This is a genomic window from Mesorhizobium sp. M0816, assembly GCF_040320005.1.
In the GTDB taxonomy this organism is placed as follows: domain Bacteria; phylum Pseudomonadota; class Alphaproteobacteria; order Rhizobiales; family Rhizobiaceae; genus Mesorhizobium.
The window spans coordinates 1-17,264 of sequence record NZ_JAMYOT010000040.1 but is presented as its reverse complement, the minus strand read 5'-3'; the positions used below and the strand labels follow the sequence as shown (position 1 = coordinate 17,264).

General features: G+C 58.6%; 14 protein-coding genes and 3 pseudogenes. 10 read left to right on the top strand and 7 right to left on the bottom strand.

All coding sequences use genetic code 11. The annotated features are described in order from the left end of the window. Positions 1-12: 12 nt before the first annotated feature. Positions 13-732 (bottom strand): FadR/GntR family transcriptional regulator, encoded by a 720-nt coding sequence (locus NKI17_RS32835; protein WP_352907463.1) that lies wholly within the window; start codon positions 730-732, stop codon positions 13-15. 368 nt (positions 733-1,100) lie between these two features. Here NKI17_RS32835 and NKI17_RS32830 point away from each other — a divergent pair, with 368 nt between their 5' ends. Further along, entirely contained in the window at positions 1,101-2,090 is a 990-nt protein-coding gene (locus tag NKI17_RS32830; protein WP_352700579.1) for a Tim44 domain-containing protein, read from the top strand. Between the two features lie 88 nt (positions 2,091-2,178). On the opposite strand, the gene NKI17_RS32825 is transcribed toward NKI17_RS32830, so the two are convergent. Further along, positions 2,179-2,640, bottom strand: a complete 462-nt coding sequence (locus NKI17_RS32825; protein ID WP_502894686.1) for an AI-2E family transporter — start codon at positions 2,638-2,640, stop codon at positions 2,179-2,181. Between the two features lie 64 nt (positions 2,641-2,704). Between NKI17_RS32825 and NKI17_RS32820 the strand changes: the two are divergent. Then, positions 2,705-3,005, top strand: a pseudogene (locus tag NKI17_RS32820) (site-specific integrase); the annotation flags it as partial. A gap of 37 nt (positions 3,006-3,042) precedes the next feature. Here the strand turns inward: NKI17_RS32820 and NKI17_RS32815 are convergent. Together NKI17_RS32815 and NKI17_RS32810 are read right to left on the bottom strand one after the other, a co-directional pair. Then, positions 3,043-3,560 (bottom strand): annotated as a pseudogene (locus tag NKI17_RS32815) (RES family NAD+ phosphorylase). Then, positions 3,557-3,946 carry an MbcA/ParS/Xre antitoxin family protein gene (locus NKI17_RS32810; protein WP_352700559.1) on the bottom strand — a complete coding sequence of 130 codons (390 nt, stop codon included), beginning with the start codon at positions 3,944-3,946 and terminating at the stop codon, positions 3,557-3,559. Before NKI17_RS32810 ends, NKI17_RS32815 begins: the two are co-directional and overlap by 4 nt. A 148-nt stretch (positions 3,947-4,094) precedes the next feature. On the opposite strand from NKI17_RS32810, the gene NKI17_RS37185 reads away from it, so the two are divergent. The 6 genes from NKI17_RS37185 to NKI17_RS32780 all read left to right on the top strand — a co-directional run bounded on the left by NKI17_RS37185 (position 4,095) and on the right by NKI17_RS32780 (position 9,022). After that, positions 4,095-4,469, top strand: coding sequence for a recombinase family protein (locus tag NKI17_RS37185; protein WP_502894685.1), 375 nt, complete (start codon positions 4,095-4,097; stop codon positions 4,467-4,469). 40 nt (positions 4,470-4,509) lie between these two features. Next, positions 4,510-5,184, top strand: coding sequence for a protein-L-isoaspartate(D-aspartate) O-methyltransferase (locus tag NKI17_RS32800; protein WP_352700558.1), 675 nt, complete (start codon positions 4,510-4,512; stop codon positions 5,182-5,184). 156 nt (positions 5,185-5,340) lie between these two features. Beyond that, positions 5,341-5,463 (top strand): hypothetical protein, encoded by a 123-nt coding sequence (locus NKI17_RS32795; protein WP_352700557.1) that lies wholly within the window; start codon positions 5,341-5,343, stop codon positions 5,461-5,463. An 11-nt stretch (positions 5,464-5,474) separates the two neighbouring features. Beyond that, entirely contained in the window at positions 5,475-5,819 is a 345-nt protein-coding gene (locus tag NKI17_RS32790) for a phosphoheptose isomerase family protein (RefSeq protein WP_352700578.1), read from the top strand. Between the two features lie 801 nt (positions 5,820-6,620). Further along, a complete protein-coding gene (locus NKI17_RS32785) occupies positions 6,621-7,325 on the top strand; it encodes a Crp/Fnr family transcriptional regulator (protein WP_352700556.1) in 705 nt (234 codons plus the stop codon). Positions 7,326-8,269: 944 nt separating this feature from the next. Continuing rightward, on the top strand, positions 8,270-9,022 hold the full coding sequence (locus NKI17_RS32780; protein WP_352700555.1) for a LuxR C-terminal-related transcriptional regulator: 753 nt from the start codon (positions 8,270-8,272) through the stop codon (positions 9,020-9,022). A gap of 983 nt (positions 9,023-10,005) precedes the next feature. Here NKI17_RS32780 and NKI17_RS32775 read toward each other — a convergent pair. From NKI17_RS32775 to NKI17_RS32765, 3 genes and pseudogenes are all read right to left on the bottom strand, one after another. Continuing rightward, a complete protein-coding gene (locus tag NKI17_RS32775; protein ID WP_352700554.1) occupies positions 10,006-10,302 on the bottom strand; it encodes a hypothetical protein in 297 nt (98 codons plus the stop codon). 204 nt (positions 10,303-10,506) lie between these two features. Further along, positions 10,507-10,883: pseudogene (locus NKI17_RS32770) on the bottom strand (PIG-L deacetylase family protein); the annotation flags it as partial. A 102-nt stretch (positions 10,884-10,985) separates the two neighbouring features. Then, on the bottom strand, positions 10,986-11,825 hold the full coding sequence (locus NKI17_RS32765; RefSeq protein ID WP_352700553.1) for a LuxR C-terminal-related transcriptional regulator: 840 nt from the start codon (positions 11,823-11,825) through the stop codon (positions 10,986-10,988). A gap of 1,224 nt (positions 11,826-13,049) precedes the next feature. Here NKI17_RS32765 and NKI17_RS32760 point away from each other — a divergent pair. Together NKI17_RS32760 and NKI17_RS32755 are read left to right on the top strand one after the other, a co-directional pair. Then, a complete protein-coding gene (locus tag NKI17_RS32760; protein WP_352907460.1) occupies positions 13,050-15,107 on the top strand; it encodes a polysaccharide biosynthesis/export family protein in 2,058 nt (685 codons plus the stop codon). 911 nt (positions 15,108-16,018) lie between these two features. After that, positions 16,019-17,095, top strand: coding sequence for a glycosyltransferase family 4 protein (locus NKI17_RS32755; protein ID WP_352907459.1), 1,077 nt, complete (start codon positions 16,019-16,021; stop codon positions 17,093-17,095). The last annotated feature ends 169 nt before the right edge of the window (positions 17,096-17,264 follow it).

Sequence of the window (17,264 nt, the reverse complement as noted above, 5' to 3'; positions counted from 1 at the left end):
CGCCCCTGCTCCTCAGGCGATGCCGGCCGCCAGCAGGGCCTTGACGCTCTCGTCAAAATGCCTCGCCATCAGGTCACGCGCCGACTGGGGATCACCGGTCTCGATTGCTTCGGCGAGGTCGATATGGATCTGGATCATCTCCAACTGCTCGGCATCGGAAGGGCGGCTCCGCCAGCCGATCGGCCAGGTCTGGCGCGATACGCGCTCGAACGCGCCGACGATGAGGCTGAAAACCGGATTCTTCGCAGCCTTGGCGATTTCAAGGTGAAAGGCGAGATCGTGCTCCATGACCTGTTCCGGCCGCTGGAAATTCTCGCGCATGGCGAGCGCGTGCGTCCTGATCCTTTCCACTTCGTCAGCTGTTCTGCGCAAGGCCGCCAGCATGGCGGTGCGGGTCTCAATCGTGCGGCGCACGTCGTAGATCTGCTGCACCGTGATCTGCTCGGTGTGGACGCCATGCTCGATCACCAGTGACATGGCGCCATAATCCAGCTCGGCGACGGTAGCCCGTCTGCCCGCCCTCAGGTCGATAAGCCGCATGGCGGCGAGCGAGCTGAAGGCCTCGCGAACCACGGTACGCGAGACGCTCAATTGTCTCGAAAGCGCGGCCTCGCTGGGCAGCCGGTCGCCGGGCCCGAGCTCATTCGCGCGGATATGGCGCGTGATCTCGCCGATCGTATTGCTGACCAGGCTCGCTGCGTCGGAATGTTTTGCGGGTACGGCCGTGCTCACGCAATCTCCAGTTCAGGAGTGGGCAAACCTGTATGGCAGGTTTTTCCAGATATGTTGATAGTGCATAGGAAAGCTGTATGTCAATCGAGTCTTCGCCGGGAGACCCTCGGCATCATCGCCGGGGAGATCGATGACCAGAGGCTTGCATGACAGATGCTGTTGACGCGACCGATGCCGGTCGGCCGGGTGCGGGAGCCTGCATGATCGAACAGCGATCATCGCGCTTGGGTAGGGCAGACATTCTCGTCGTGAACACCGGCGGGCGGCCGACCATGCCGCCCGAAAATATCTCGGCGGACGATTCACTGATATCTCGATCGACGCACCCCATATGAGCGGAAAGAGTGTCACTTGAGGACTTGCCTATGCTGATTTCGCGTTGGGGACGGTTTGCAGTTTTGTTTGCGGGGTTGTTCCTGGCATTTTCCATGGTCGCTGTGGATCACGCCGATGCGCGCCGTGGCGGCAGCTTCGGCAGTCGCGGCATGCGCACTTTCCAGCCGGTCCCGCCGACCAGAGTTGCGCCGCAACCGGCCGCACCGGTCGAGCGCTCGATGACGCCCAATGCGGCAACGAACAATGCGGCCCGTCAGCCGCAGGCATTCCAGCGCCCGGGCTTCTTCAACGGCCTCGGCGGATCGATGATGCGTGGGCTGCTTCTCGGCGGTTTGATCGGCGTTCTACTGGGCCATGGGTTCGGCGGCTTGGCCGGCATGTTGGGTCTTTTGCTTCAAGTGCTGCTGATCGGCGGCGCGATCATGCTGGCGATCCGCTTTTTCCGCTCGCAGGCGGCGCAAAGCCCGGCGTCCGCTATGGCCGGTGCCTCGCGGGGTACGGGGACCTTTGGGCGAAGCGCTGCAGCCCGGCCTGACCCGAGCAACACCACAGCGTTCCCCATTCCAGGCATTGGGTCAGGATATGGCGGAACGAACCAAGACAATGCTTCCGATGAGATCACTCTCACCCAAACCGATCTGGACACGTTCCAGCACCGGCTGACGGAAGTTCAGGAAGCATTCGGGCGCGAGGACCACGCCGCCTTGCGCCGGTTGGCGACGCCAGAAATGGTCTCCTATCTGTCCGAGGAACTTGCCGATAACGCCAAAAAGGGCCTCAGGAACGAGGTGTCGGATGTGGGCCTGCTGGAGGCCGATATTGCGGAAAGTTGGCGGGAGGGTGATCGCGACTACGCGACGGCTGCTTTGCGCTATGAATCTCGCGACGTGACCCGCGATCGCATCAGCGGCAAGATCGTTGAGGGCCAGGCCGATCGGCCGACGGAGACAACCGAACTGTGGACCTTCATGCGCCAGGACGGCGGGGACTGGAAGCTCGCAGCGATCCAGCAGCCTGGCTGATGTGCTTGCCTTCATTGAGATGTCTGCCCAGAGGTTGTTCAGGTTTCGCGCTACCACTCGAAGGCCAGCGCCCTTTTCGCGCCCTTGATCAATCCGTCGCGGACTGATGCGGTAGCTCACCAGGGCGCGTCGGCGCTGACTCGGGCTGATCAGTCAATCGGTTCTTCAGCACATCAATTAGGCTGATGGTGATGGCGATCACCGCGGGGCCGAGGACAAGGCCGGATGCTCCGAACAAGACAATGCCGCCGACCGAGCCGATAAAGGCCACGACCGTGTGGAGGCGCAACCTGTTCCCGACAAGCATCGGATAGAGCAGATTGTCGATGCCGCCGACAATGACGCCGCCCCAGACCGTCAATATCGCCGCGCTGGCCCAAGCCCCCTGCAGCGCGAGATAGACCGCTGCCGGCACCCAGATCACAAATGCCCCGAGCACAGGCACGATGGCAAGAAGTCCCATGACAAGGCCCCAAAAGACCGGGGTGGGCACGCCGAGCCACCAGAACATCAGGCCAGCCAATGTTCCCTGGACGGCGGCGACAAACACGGTTCCGAGCAGTGTTGCATGGGCGGTCTCAGCCACTCGTGGCCGGAACAGCTACGAAAACAGTTTGAAACGCGCCGGCACCACTGAAGGCGCCGTGTTTCGCGACCTCGACCGCTGGGGCAATCTCGAAGCGCGCGCCCTGACGCCGCAGGCCGTCAATCTGATCCTGAAGCGGCGCATCGCCGAGGCCGGGCTCGATCCGCAAGCCTTCTCCGCCACGGCCTAGCTCCGGCTATCTCACCGAAACCGCACGCCGCGGCATTCCGTTGCACGAAGCCATGCAGCAGTCGCAGCATCGCTCCGTCCAGCAGGCCTCGAACTACTACAATGACGCGGAACGCACGCTCGGGCGGGCGGCGCGGTAAATCGTCTGAGTCGCAGATCGATCCGACCCTTGCGGCGTCAGCTCCAGGACAATTGGTTCCGACGCAGCCGGCGTCCGGGATCGATCACCTTGACCTGGTGCGGGAGCACCTCGCCCCAGCTCCATAGCACGAGGTTCTGATCGGATGTGTCGGCACCTGGCGCGAAGCTTGGCACGAGAATGCCGAACTTGCCTTCAGCAACGAGGCGGTCATGGATGGTCCATGACGGCGGCCGTTTACATCCGCGAGAAAATTCATCCAGGCACAAGCTATATCTTCGAACCGGATCTCGGCGTCGGCCTGGCCTTGCGCCGTCCTCAGATCGACAATGTCATCGCAATCGATCTCGTATGAGCAGAGCACGCAGGGATCAATGCGATATGCAAAACCCTAATTGCCCTCCTTCACGGCCGTCATGATGTCGAGCGCCAGATAAAGCGTAGGCACACCTTTCGCGTTGAATCTGGCACCCCGAATAGCCGCTCCGTCCCCTGAGATCGGCTGGAAAAACCAACGCGGATCATGGGCGCGGTAGCAAATTCCGGCAAACCTCAAGCAAAGCCACCAACGGCGACATGATCCAGGTAGTCGCGAACCGCGCTGGCCTTGCCTTCCTTAACCAGAGCTTCCGCCGTCCGCCCGCCGAATGCCGGTATCGGCTGCGCCCGGTACCAGGCCATCGCCTGCTCTTTGCCTCCAGCCCAGTCGGTCACCCTGCTGATGATCTCAAGCATTTCACGAAGGCGACCTTGCGTCTTTGCAGCACGGCTACGCTCAACCCTATAGAAGGTTTCCCGTGCAAGACCCGCCGTTTCGGCAAGCTGACCTTTGGACATACCGAATCCATCCGCAACCTGAGCGACAGCGATCTTCCCAGCCCGATCCAGATAGGACAGCACCAACGGTTCGTTCTGAACTGGAACTTTCAACGCTTGGGTCAACCCTGTCTCCCTTGCCACATTCAGAAACAGATTTCTTGTGCACCAGATATGGCATTGCGCGACGGACTATAAGCCTCGGTCGGCTGATGGGACGTCTTGAGGCCTCACCAGACGCATTCATACGTTCGTTTTCTGGCACATTCCTTATGTGTATAAACACCCCAAAAAAGAGCCCTGTCAAAAACGACCGAATGCGCGCACAATCGCGAGTGCCCCCAGCTGCGGCCTCATTGGCGATGCCCGCGTCTCGACCGAGGACCAGGCGAGCGCCCAAGTCGACGAACACAAGGCGGCCGGCGGCCGCTTGGTCCATCAGGAGCACGGCTCCGGCGCCTCGCGCTCCCGGCCGGGGCTGGCGAAGCTGATGCGCGCCATAGCCGTGGGACACACCGCTATGGCGATATGGCGCCCAGAATCTCCAGGGTCGCCGCCGGCGATAGCCTGCCAAGACTGTCACCCACGCTTGCCCTGGACACCCGTAATGGAAACGACGGCGGGCGCTACCGTGACGAACAGGATATAAGGCTCTCTGGCAGCAAGCTGGTTGAGGAAGCCCCACCGTCATGAAGCCAATGAACGAAGAGCACCTAGCGGTCCTACGCAGGCACATGGTCGAGATGATTGCAATCCATACCGACCTTGCAAGCGAAGAACTCGGCAAGGCGGCGCTCGATGAGCGGGTGATGGCAGCGATGCGGCGAGTGCCGCGGCATCTCTTCGTGCCAGCCTCGGTTGCACCTTATGCATATCAGGACATGCCGCTGCCGATCGGCTTCGATAAAACCGTCTCGCAGCCTTTCATCGTCGCTCTCATGACCGATCTCCTTGCGCCGCAACCGCACGAGGCGGTGCTCGAGATTGGCACCGGCCTGGGCTATCAAACCGCAATCCTCGCGGAACTCGCCGGGCAAGTTTGGAGCGTCGAAATCATCGAGGAATTCGCAAGCCATGCCGAGGCTCTGCTGCAGGACCTCGGCTTATCCAATGTCGGCATTCGTGTCGGAGACGGGTCGCGCGGCTGGCCTGAGCACGCCCCATACGACAAGATCCTGGTCACCGTCGCAGCTGGGCGCGCGCCGCCGGCCTTGCTTGAGCAGCTCAAGCCGGGGGGACGGCTGGTTCTGCCTGTGGGACCTGAAGATGTGCAGTTGCTGACGGTCATCGACAAGGATTCGGCAGGGCAACTGAAGACTCGCAAACTCATCCCGGTTCGGTTCAGCCGGCTCGAAACGGTCTAATGAGGTGCGACAACTGGCGCGCCGCGCTTTTCCGACCTTCAATCAGATGCCAGGCTTCCGCGTTTCTTCGCCCTTGGTGAACGCGAAGAAACAACCCGTTGCAGACTTTCCAAATAGAAGGCAGGTTGTCTTCGTAAGTTTCATCGGAAATGGAAAATGACAAATCCAAGAACGGGCACACAAATTTTGCGGGCTGAAGCGGCAGCTATTGAAGCCGTGGAGCTAAACTCGGCCTTTGATGCCGCCATCAAAACCGTAGAAGCCTGCCAGGGAAAGTGAACATCACGGGCATGGGCAAGGCCGGATTTTCTGCTCATCGTTTTGCTGCGGTCCTCTGCTCGACTGGTACACCTGCGGCCTTTGTGCATCCGGGCGAGGCAGCACATGGCGACTTGGGTATAATTGGCCCTGAAGATTGCCTTTTTGCATTCCTCCACTTCTGGAAAGACCCGAGAGGTGGTGGAATGGTGGAGTTGTCCCGACATTTAGGCCCTCACAAGGTCGTTGCCGTCACGTCTCACCCAGAGTCTGACCTGCGACTTATCAGCGACATCATCATTGACATGGGTGAAATCACATGGGGCTCACGCCCAGTCCAATGTGGAGTCAATGTTCCGAGCCGATTGACACGTTGATGTCTATTCGCCGGCGTAGTCGGGATCGACGAAGCGATCCGTGATCAACCCTTCATGCCCAACTGGTGTTGCGCTCGTAACTATAGTGATGCGGTCCAAAAGACACTGCGAGCGCACGCGTCTAGCGACCTTCGCGAGAGTTCGTTGCCAAAGGTGCGGCTCTGACACATCATACTTCGGCGTCCTCCTGAATCGATCAAAAGCCACGGAACGCTAGAGTCGTGCAATCCTTCTCTGGCCCTCACAACCTGACCCGATCAACCTCCCCAGCCGCCTTCCCCGCCTTCCCCGCCGTCCGCCGGCTCCGCTCCCGCCGCTCCCGGAGCCGCACCGGAGCAGCGATAACCATTTCCGGTCGCGCCGATGGTCCGACTGCTGGTCAGCAATCTGCGCTTCAGCGCCGCGAAATCCGCTCGCCCACTTAGCAAGATGTGCCGGAGGACTGGGCCTCAAGACGAAAATCGGGCTGCTATTGGGATCGACGCGACATGGGATTCACTGTGCCGACTTATCCCGATGATCCGACACTTGACTTGGTCCGGCGAGAGCTAGGAAGCCGGTCGCAGGCCAGCAGCTGCTGAGCAATGATCTTACCACACTTCTGCGGGCCTTGGCGTGGATCGTCTCGCCGAAGCCGGAAGACTTAACTGCCTGATGATGCTTGCAATCCCTTGATCTCAAGGGAGTCTACCTCATTCAAACAGACGAGGACAGTAGGCAATCCTGCCTCTACCGTCGGTGGTCCTTCTGTCAAACTCGTGCGGGAGCAATTAGTGTAGGTTGTGCGGAAATTGAAGCAACATGCAAACACTGTTGCAGTTCATACACTCGCATCCCGTAGGGGGGACATTCTCGAAGGACGATTGGGGTAACAACGATTTTCTCGGTATTATCCCAAGAATTTACAAACCCCATTCGGTGATATGCCGCCAGGATGACAACAACGATGGGATATTCATCGTAAAATCCGGTTGGGCCCTACTTTACCGCGGACTACTGGGCGGAGAACGGCAGATCATCGACACTCCTCTGCCGGGGGACATTGTCGGGTTCCGTTCCGTAGACGGACCCCGTCTAGCGTCCCTGGCGTCCATAACCGAACTAGCTGCATATGAAATTTCCAGCAAGAAACTAGTAGAGGCCATCTTGTCGGAAGGCCGCCTTGGCAAGACTATCGCCTGCTCCCTGGCCCGCCTGAACGCCATCCTTGCCGAACACCTCATGAATGCCGGGCGGCGAAACGCGATGAGTCGCACCGCCCATTTCCTGCTCGAGTTGGAGGAGAGGCTCTCGATCGTTGGCCTGTCGGCCCATGGAAGATATGAGTGTCCCCTTACCCAGCACGAATTGGCCGACATCCTGGGAATGACCACCGTTCACCTCAATCGGACGTTGAGGGAACTCCGCAAGGCCGATCTCGTCGCTTTCAAGGCAGGCCGTGTAGAGGTGATCAACCGCAAGAAGCTGGTCAAAACAGCCGGATTCGACAGCGAGTACCTCAGGTAAAGGTTATTCCCCTCTAGCTCGGGTTCAATCGTCCCTAGCGGGGCTTTCGCGTCGCCCCCTGCGGCGCGGTGCGGGGCGCCAGTGCATGGGCCGTCAGCAAGATTTCTGCTGGACGACAGTGCGCCGTCGCTGGAGCAGTTCCACACGAGTTTTCCGGGCCGGTAGTGCGCGGCTTACCTGGCGGGGCCGCAGTCTATCTTGACGAGGGCAGCCGCAAAGGCCCGGTTACCATGACCGACGGCAAAATGGCCTATCACATGAGGAGAACGTGCTGCCGCAATACGTGCAAGCTGCCCATACATTGCGGCAGATACAGCCAAGTGTTCTCGGACTAAAACGCTGGGCCCCGGATGTCACGAACTGCGCCCTGGTCATGCCAATATCCACCTTCAGGAATTCTCTACAATCGCGAGGAACTACCGATCGTCCTCGAATGGCTGCTGGGATTGGGCTTGGCTAAGCGGTCCCATTCCTGAGAATGGCGTCTTCGCCAACCCGGTTAATCAACCTCCTAGAGGTATCCCCTTCCTTGGCATTCCTTGAGCGGTCGGATATCGTTTCACCGGTGGCACATGGCCACAGACATTGAATCTTGCCGGTCCCGCGCGTCACGATCGAACTCGCGGGACCTTCAGGGCGGGGTGACGCGGTCTCAACACGTGTCCTCTCAGGCGAGACCGTCGACGTGAAATTTCCCAAAAATTAACTTATGTTAGAGAACACTTATAAATAGACGATAGGCTGCACAAGCTGTTCTCGCTAGGGGGCGAAGAACTGCTGAAGGCGCCCGAGCTGGGTGAACCTCACGCTTTCACAGGGGCTGGGTATTCACACACGAGCGCATTCAAGACAGGGCTGGGTATTCAGACTTTCAGATTGCGAGAGAATGAGGGGAGTTTTGGCAGCCGCAACGCGGCTTGTGTGCGAAAAGATTGGGGATTGACATGGGTTCCGCAGCAGGACGGCATAATTACACTTCGGCCAATCGGTCAGGAGTCCTGTCCAGCGGAACGGAAAGCGTCCACGGCCAAGCAGGCAGGGGAAGCCTCCTCGTCCTGGACGGAAGGCCCCTAGACCGCGAGTGTCTCGCACTTGCCCTCGCGGACCACGAGCTCGGCATGGAAATCGCGGCCATGGGTTCAATCGATGAATGGCGCGTGAAGAAGGGCTCGGTCCCTCCCCTTGCAGCCATACTCTTGAACCTTGGCGGCCGGAAGGTCACCGATCATGGCATCGCAGACGAGATTAGGCATATTTCGTCCGAATTCAAATCAGTCCCTGTGGTTATCCTGGCCGACACCGAAGATCTTGCACACATACTGACCGCTCTCGAATGCGGCGCGCGCGGCTACATTCCGACCTCGGTCGGAATCGATGTCTGTGTCGAGGCTATAAACCTTGCGGCAGCGGGAGGCATCTTCGTCACTGCGAGCAGTGTCCTTTGCATGCGCCACCTGATAGGTTCGGACAGCCGCGACACGCAGCCTTTGAAAGGCATGTTCACGCTCAGGCAGGCCGAGGTCGCCCAGGCGCTCCGGCGCGGAAAAGCGAACAAGATCATCGCCTACGAACTGAACCTGCGCGAAAGCACCGTGAAGGTCCACATCCGAAACATCATGAAGAAGCTGAAGGCGACCAACCGCACGGAAGTCGCCTACAAGGTCAACGATCTCTTCGCGAGAAGGAACTCTTCCTGAAGCGTTCCCAAGCAATGTGACGGCCCGCCTCGGGTGAATCCCGCGGGCCGTCTTAGTGACAGTCGCGGGATCTCCGTTGCATTGAATGGTATCTGGAAGTCGCCCGAGATACAGGGCGCCCCGGTGCGGATTCGTTGCCCCGAGCTTCCTGATAGCATGCTGTAGGGGGATTTTGGCGGGGCGCTCCGAAGCCCCGGCTTCGTCGCGATGATCTTGTTCTGCAGTCCTCTGGAAAGCTGTTCCAAGGGGCGCAGTATCGGCAGTGTGTCCGCCTCGGGCCTCCACCATAGATGCTATCCGAGACCCTACAGGGAAGGCGTAAATCCTCAGCCGAGCATGTAGACCTTGCTGCCGGAATGGAGGGGTCCGCATGTCTGAGCAAAGCCTTCGTTTGCCCAAATCCGTCCCCCTGCAGCAAGGCGGCCGTGAACTGATCCCGGGCAGGCAGCCACACGTCCACGAAAGGCGAGAACCAGTGTCCCGTCCTCGCGCCGAGCTTCCTCGAGCGCGGTTTGGAGTGCCATGTCTGGGACGCCGACAGGAACAAGTGCGTCCAATACAGATGCTCCCCGGGTGCGGCCGCAGAAGCTCTCTGCGCTCGACCCCACGGCAAGCCGGCGTAGACATACCGTCCCCTGTTCCTGCAGGATGTTCAGGCGTGGAGTGCTCATGCCGCTCTCGTCGTCAGCTACACCGCGCCGAGGCGGCTGTCAGGAAGAAGATATAGGCCGCCGACGGTGCACTGCCGGTGATAGCACGCCTCACTTCGGTTGCGGACCAATAAGGTGACGGCCGTCTGACAAACGGGTCTAAGTCCCGCCAGCGCGGGGTAGATATCAGACATGGGCCGAAAGACTTCGCCGGCACCTGCATCGGCACGCAAGCCAAGAAGCTTCCAGCCGACAGGAAACTTGCCTCGCGGACGACCGATTGAGAAGGGAATGCGCGACTTCCGCCAAGCCGGAAGCTGACCGCAAATCGGGTTAACTTTCTGCCGCTGAGTCCGCCGATCCATCTGCAGTGTCAGGGAAAGTGTGGCTGGCCACCCATCTTATGGCTTCTTCGATCGTATCGAAATTCCTGTGCTGCCCGCTCAGCAGCCCGAAGCCTGTCTCGAGGAACCATTTGCCCTTCGTGGAGTAGGCTTCCTCGTCGATCTGAGTAAGGACCGCGACCAGTTGATCCCATTTCCACACCAGAACCCCGGATTCTCCGCCCTCGACCGTTCCGATCCGCGCTTTTTTGAACGAAAATCCAGGAGCTATTTTTGCCTTGCCCACTTTGATACATCCCTCAACTTCAAAATGGAAAGTAGAAACGATCGGCTTGCATCGCTAGTTCTGTACTATCTTTGCTTGTAGATGTCTTTTTGCCGGACCGCTGTAGAATAACTAGTTAAGCAGATCGCACGGTGAGTTCAAGGCCCACTCCATTTTTCGATGGTCGCCCCGTAAGTTTTTTTGCGAGAGAATGTTCGCAAACTGCTAAAGAATTTTGCCCTTCCGGAGCGTGAAAGCCTCGGCGAAATGCTCGGGTGCCCGGCATTCCATCCAGCGCAACCTCGCAAGCCCAGCGAGTGTCTGGCGGTCGAACCAGTCCTTGGAGCGCCGCGTTCCGAAGTGCTTGTCGAGGAGCTCGATCTTGCGTTCCAGCACGTCGGCCGTGAGCGGCACGTAGGCATTGGGGTGCCAAAGGTCGCCGTCCCATTTCGGGGTGGCATTCGAGCACCAGATGATCGCGGAAGACGTTCCAGGTCAGTTGGTTGAACCTCCCGGTGGTCCTGATGGGCCCGGTGGTCCTGATGGGCGTCGAACCTGGCCTGGATTAACACCACGTCGCTATGAAGCCGTGATCTGTCTGCGAAATCCGCGACGGCAATCACTAAAGGCCGGGTTGTGGTCCCGTTGGTGGGTCCACCTCAGCGCCCCATTTCGATCCGTCGCTGTCAAGACCCGGAGGCGGTTCACACCGGATGAGTGTTCTTGAGGAGGTGGTACTCCTTTTGTCCTTCAAGTAGCTCTTGCGGATGGTGAGAAGGCTGAGTAGCCGTGTTTTCGGTCCCTGACGGACCTTTGCCAGGAGCGGAAGTGAGCATACCATGGTTCATCGCCCAAACTGCAGCCTGGGTACGGTTGCCGACCCGAATCTTTCGAAGGATGGCCTTCACGTGTACCTTCACCGTCGCTTCGGCGATGTTAATCTTGCGCGCGATTGTCTTGTTAGATTCCCCTCCGATCAGGCAACGTATAATACAATCTTCCCGAGCTGACAGCATTGATGGTTTTCGATCAGCGTTCTCCATTGTAACAGCCACATTTGTAAACTCATGTACTGCTATTTCATCATATTTCAAACCATGTCTTATGTCCTGAATAAACGTCGAAGTTTCCGCAGGTAGAACCGTCTGCCCTAGCATAACCAATTCGAGAGCTTTGATGAAGGTGTCGTGAGCGGCAACTTTTGTCAAATACGCGTCAGCTCCCGCACGAAGGGCTGAAACTATGTCGTTCGGTCGACAGTGATCGGCTAGCGCAACGACATGGCTGGTCGGATAAATCCCTTTAAATTCTGAAATTTGTGCGAATCCAGCATCTGCATCAATACCGTCGACATCCATGATGAGCAAGATGGACCGGTGCTTGGGCAGCGGCTTCTGCAGCAGGTCGTGAACACAAGCCGCAGAGAAAAGAATGCGAAACTTTGCTGCATCCAGAATTAGAACAAGGCCCTCTCGGAGTAACTCGCTTTGGCTGACAAGCACTGTCATAAAAGACTTTGTGATCATCAAGGATTTCGTTGTCATCGTAGCCTCCCCTGACGCGATTGAGGTACGCGCGTCTCGCAAGGCGCTCCTCGCATAGTTTCTTTTTTGACCGTGTTACCTTACGCTAGGAAAACCCTAGACAAGAACACCCTCTTTAGGCGTAGGGTAACTTCGTCGAGGGGTACCCCGGATTTTCAAGCCCGAGGCCTTAGTGAGGAGTGCGAGCCCTGGGTTTCAGCCGCTCCGGGCGGCAGCCAGCACCATCGTGGCGCCACATGCGCGGACCGCGAGAGTTGCCGGACTTGGTCTCCCGTGGGGCGTGGGTGGTGCCGCCGGTCTGGCGCGGGGCGGCGCGGCCTGTCAGGCGGGAGAACCGCGGGCCCAGGGGGCCGCGCCGCGACCAGCCGCCATTTTGGGATGACGGCGCAGGCCGAGGAGAAGGCGATCTTGGCGCGGCGCGCGCTGATCCTGACTAGCGCCCGAGCTTCACCAGCTTGAGGAGCAACGTGCCACAGCTGGCGTGGCGACTGGGTGTGGGCCAGCGCGATGAGCCGCAGCGCGCACAACAGCACGGATACCTTCCGGGCATCGAAATGGGCGATGGTCTGCCTTCCTTGCGTTGCACCTGCAGCGAGCAATAGAGGAGTTGCCTGCCGCGGCCCCTGGGGCGGCCCATATCGGGGCAGCGCTGCCGGGGAAGTCCCGTGGCTGAGGCCGAAATTCGAGCCTGGTGAGATCCGGCGAGAGAAATGATGAGGCGGGCCAGTTCTGCTATTGCTACCTCGATAGGGTTGCCAAAATTGCGGCTTCGTCGAGGTCGCCTCTTCATTCATCAGGCGAGTCAAGCCGTCGATCAGGTCATCGACATAGCAGAATGATCGGGTTTGCGGCTAGGAGTCTGAGGTCGTGACTGGCTCGTTCTCCAGGGCCTGGACGACGAAGTTGGAGACGGCCCAGCCATTCTGCGAACGCATGTTGGGGCCGCAGAGGGTTCGAGACGCTGCGTCGGACCACTATTTCCGGCTCTTCGTTGCGTTCGATCGCCTTTGTCCCGTTTGCCATCAAAGAGGTTCTCCTTCAGCGCAGCAATCTGCTCATTGGACGGGTTCGCCGGAGGGGGTGTTTATCCGGAAGGAGTGCCTACAAAGGGATAGTTGTGCCGCTGGCGGTGAAGGGTCACGATAAGGCAGAGCCTTCCTCGTCGACCGATGCTCGCCAGTTCGGGACGGGCTGGCCACCCAATAAAAGTGAAAGCCACGCGCCATGGTCATGGATGCAAAACACAATTCCGAGCCCGTCACTCCCTCGTCACAGGCGGCCCGCCGCAGGGGAATGAAGGCCGTCCTGCTTGTCTTGGGGGTCTCCGGGGTCGCCGTCCTGGGAGCGGGAGCAGTCAGAAACTGGGAACCCATCGAGGTTGTTTCCAGAGCCGTGGCGCAGAAGGTCGAGGCTGCCTCGGGAGCCGTGGCGCAGAAGGTCGAGGATGTCTCCGGAACCGTGATGCGGAAGGTCGAGGATGCCTCCGGAACCGTGATACAGAAGGTCGAAGATGCCTCCGCAGTCATGGTACAGAAGGTCGAAGATGCCTCCGCAGCCATGGTGCAGAAGGTCGAAGATGCCTCCGCAGCCATGGTGCAGAAGGTCGAGGCTGCCTCCGCAGTCGTGGCGCAGAAGGTCGAGGCTGTCTCCGCAGCCGTGGCGCAGAAGGTCGAGGATGTCTCCGGAACCGTGGTGCAGGGGGTCCAGGATGTCTCCGGAGCCGTGGCGCAGAAGGTGTCTGCTGCTATCGATAGCTGGCAAGAACAACCGGTTCAAGCCATGGCCGAACCCTCCCGTGCGATCGTGTCGGGACCGGATGCGTCGGCCGCGACGTTCGTCGAACGGAGCGCCGTCCCTGCGGTCCCCACTAGTGCCGAGCCCCCCAAAATCCTCAGCACGGGACCGGATGCATCGGCCGCGGCGTTGGTCGAGCGGACCGTCGTCCCTGCCGTCCCCACCAGTGCCGAGCGCCCCAAAACCCTCAGCAACGCGCCAGGCATGCCAACCGGAGCCCTGTTCGGCGTCGGCGACCGCCTCAAGGTCGCATTCTACGAGCGCGTCGACGTCGAGGAAGACAAGTGGGGGGGCGCGTCCTCGGCCTTGCACGGCATCCTGCAGCGTCCGGAACTGAGCGGCGAATATATTGTCCAAGAGGACGGCACGATTTCCCTGCCCTTGCTTGGCTCCATTCCGGTCGCCAACCGGTCAACGCAACAGGTACAGGCCGACCTGGTGGAAACCTTCGATCAACTGCTGGGCCGCAAGGGGCTGGTCAACATCCTGCCGCTGGAGCGCCCGCCCATTTACGTGCTGGGGCCGGTCAAGAATCCAGGCTCGTTCAAGTACGCGCCCGGCATGACGGTCCTCCACGCGATCGCCCTGGCCGGCGGACTCGACCGGGCCGAGAGCGAGCCGTGGCAGAAGATCGAAGCCGTGCGTGAGACCCAGAAGCGGAGCGGGGCGATCGATGCCTTGTTGAAATTGCTCGCGCGCGCGGCAGTGCTGAAGGCCGAGCGCGACGGTACAGCACCCACTATCCCGCGCCAGTTGCTTGAACTGGCCGGCGCGACCGAAGCGGCTAACCTCGTCAACGAGCAGAGCGAGCGGCGCAAGGCCGTCGCCACGGCGCACAAGGATCGCGAGCGCGCGAACCTGCGGGCGCTGGAGGCGGCCAGGCAGGATGTTGTCGCTTATGGACGCACGGAGTCGCTCGACAAACTCGTCAAGCTGCGCCAGGAGCGCGTCAACAGCATGCGCACGCTCGTGGACCGCAAAGTGCTCAGCATGGCGGTGATGGATCAGATCCAGAGTGAGTTGTCCGACGCGGAACAGCGTCGGCAGGATGCCCTCAACCAATACGCGAGCGCCAATCAGCGCCTCGCTTCGCTGGAATCTGAGGTGTTGCGGACCCGGGCCGACCTCAGGAACGATCTGGAGGTCGAGATCGAGACCACGGAGAGCCAGATCGCGGCCAATGTGCGCGAGTTTAACGTCAGCGAAGGCGTCCTGTACACGTTGCCGGTGACCCGCGTCCAGTTTGCCAAGGACGCGAACAGCGCAACCTATCAAATCGTGCGGCAATCGGCAGCGGGGCCGGTCAGCATTGAGTCCGTCGGGATGACCCTGTTGCAGCCAGGTGACCTCGTCAACATCATCGTGGGCGAAAACGGGCCAAGCGAGCCGGCCGGTTCGCCGGTCCCGACCTCGTCGCCGACCAGCGAGAGCTTGCCGGCCGCATCCAACTCCAACGATGTCGAGCTCTCCCGCGTCGTGAGGGAGTAGAGGGTGGGTCCGAATTGATGCCCGGCAAGGAGATTGGTGAATGGGCTTCATCTACATGGATAACTCCGTTGGGACCCAACCAGGAATGAGGAGGACTAGGGATGAGGAGGTTCCCATCGGAGGACCTCGTGAACAAGCATGTCCGCTTCCGCAGAGGGATTCGGAGCACTGGCACGAGCGCAGTCAGATGAATTCGAACGGGACAACGGTGCCCATCAAGCGGCATTGGTCAAAGATTCTGAAATTGTATCGCGACTCGCGGACGCCTGAGAACTTATTGCTCATCTCAGATCGAGAAAGGTCTGGCGGCTTAGCTGATGAATGCTGATCAAAGCGCTCGGATGCCTTCAACGCACGATTGTCCGCTAACGACCGGGCAAGGAACGCTCGGCCTTTCAACTACCGCCAAATTCCTGCGGATTGCGGTGAGTGCAAATGCCGTCTTCGAGCTAAATTCCGGTGCTATAGCGACCGGAAATTGTACTAACGCCGCTTTGGGGTTCCTATACTGGTGGTTGACCGCACGTTCGCTTTCGGCTGAGGCGACTGGCTCGGCGTCGGCTCTTATTGGTGCTATTGGCTCAACTGGGGGAGTTCGGGCTCGGCACCCTGCTGCTCGGCGAAACGCGGCGCATCCAGGGCGCGTGCATGGCCTCATTATGCTTTGGGTCAGTTATTGTCTTCTGGCGAGTTCGCTCTCACTGCTCGGTCGGTTCTTCTCCGAGAGTTCGTTTGCAGGACCACTGTTCGTCGGTGGCTGTGCGATCACCGCCATCGCCATGTGCTCGATCAAGCGTGGATCGGACTCCTCAGAAGCAGGCTGCAGATGTACCGAACCTTGGTCTTCGCGATCGTCAAGCCGCGGCGGATAAGCAGCGCGCCAAATCTGTTTCAAGAAATTGAGGAACACTATGGAAAAAACCGTTCTGTATATAACCTGTTCGAAAAGCACCAAATACGGAGGAGGAGAACATTTTTTTCTTGAGACGGCCCGCCAATGCCGCCAGTTGGGTTACAGGACTGTTGTGCAATATCAGGACCTGCCTAGAAGCAGCGCCTATTTATACGATCTAAAGGATCTGGACGTTGACATTGTAACGGTAACATTGAAATGGAATCCTCTGAAAATCTTAAAACTAATTTTCACTGCGAAGCCAGACATTATTCATGTAAATTTTGCGAATTCAGCTCTTCTATTAGAAATTGCAATTATTGCCAGGCTGTTGAGAGTTAATAAGTTAATTGATACTGAGCATTGCGTGTCAAGTCCCATAATGAGAAGATATGTTCTAAGCCTTTACGATAAGGTTATCTGTGTTTCGAATGAAATACGAAATATAATGAGCTATTCTGGTGTTAGCAGTAATTTATCGACATTATCTCACGGTGCGTTTTTAAATTCAGCAAACTCAGCGCAATTAAGAGTCAAATTCAGAGGTGAGTTTCGAATTTCTGGCCAGGAGAAAGTCCTTGCGTGTATCGCCTTCGATTCTCCAGTCAAAGGCTTAGATATCTTGCTAAAGTCCTTTCAGAAAGTACACGGAGATTGCCCTGATGTACGCTTGATCATTATCGGTGTAGATTCTGAGACATCGAAATTGCCGGCTTTGGCAAGGGATTTAGGAATAGCCTACCATGTTCATTGGGCGGGCATTCGGGACGAAGGCTGGAAGGTTTTAACTGCAGCCGATGTCTATGTTCAGTCCTCTCGATCGGAAGGGGGTCCGATAGCTGTAATGGAGGCGATGGCATTGAAGTTGCCCATCGTGACGACTCGAGTAGGACTTATGTCTGATGGAGAAGCTGGCGAAGCTGGCGTCTTATGTACACCCGATGATGTGGACAGCTTAACCAAAGCAATCCGGGACATGCTCAGGCAACCAGAGGCTTGGAAGAGGATGGGAGAGGCAGGCTATAGGCGTTATAAGGAAATGTTCCAGGGTGAAAAGTTAGTAGAGACGCTAGTTCATGATTATTACTTGGCATGATCTTGTTGCCCTTTCCTGCGCTCGGCAGTGCTGTTGTGCATCTCGAAATCGTTGACGAAACTTAGTAGATCTAACGATTGGTACCCGATCGTAAGCGCGGCCACATCGCGAGCGCCTCCGTCTTCCTATCGGAAGAAATGTCTGACGCCATCTTGCCGCAAATGTTATC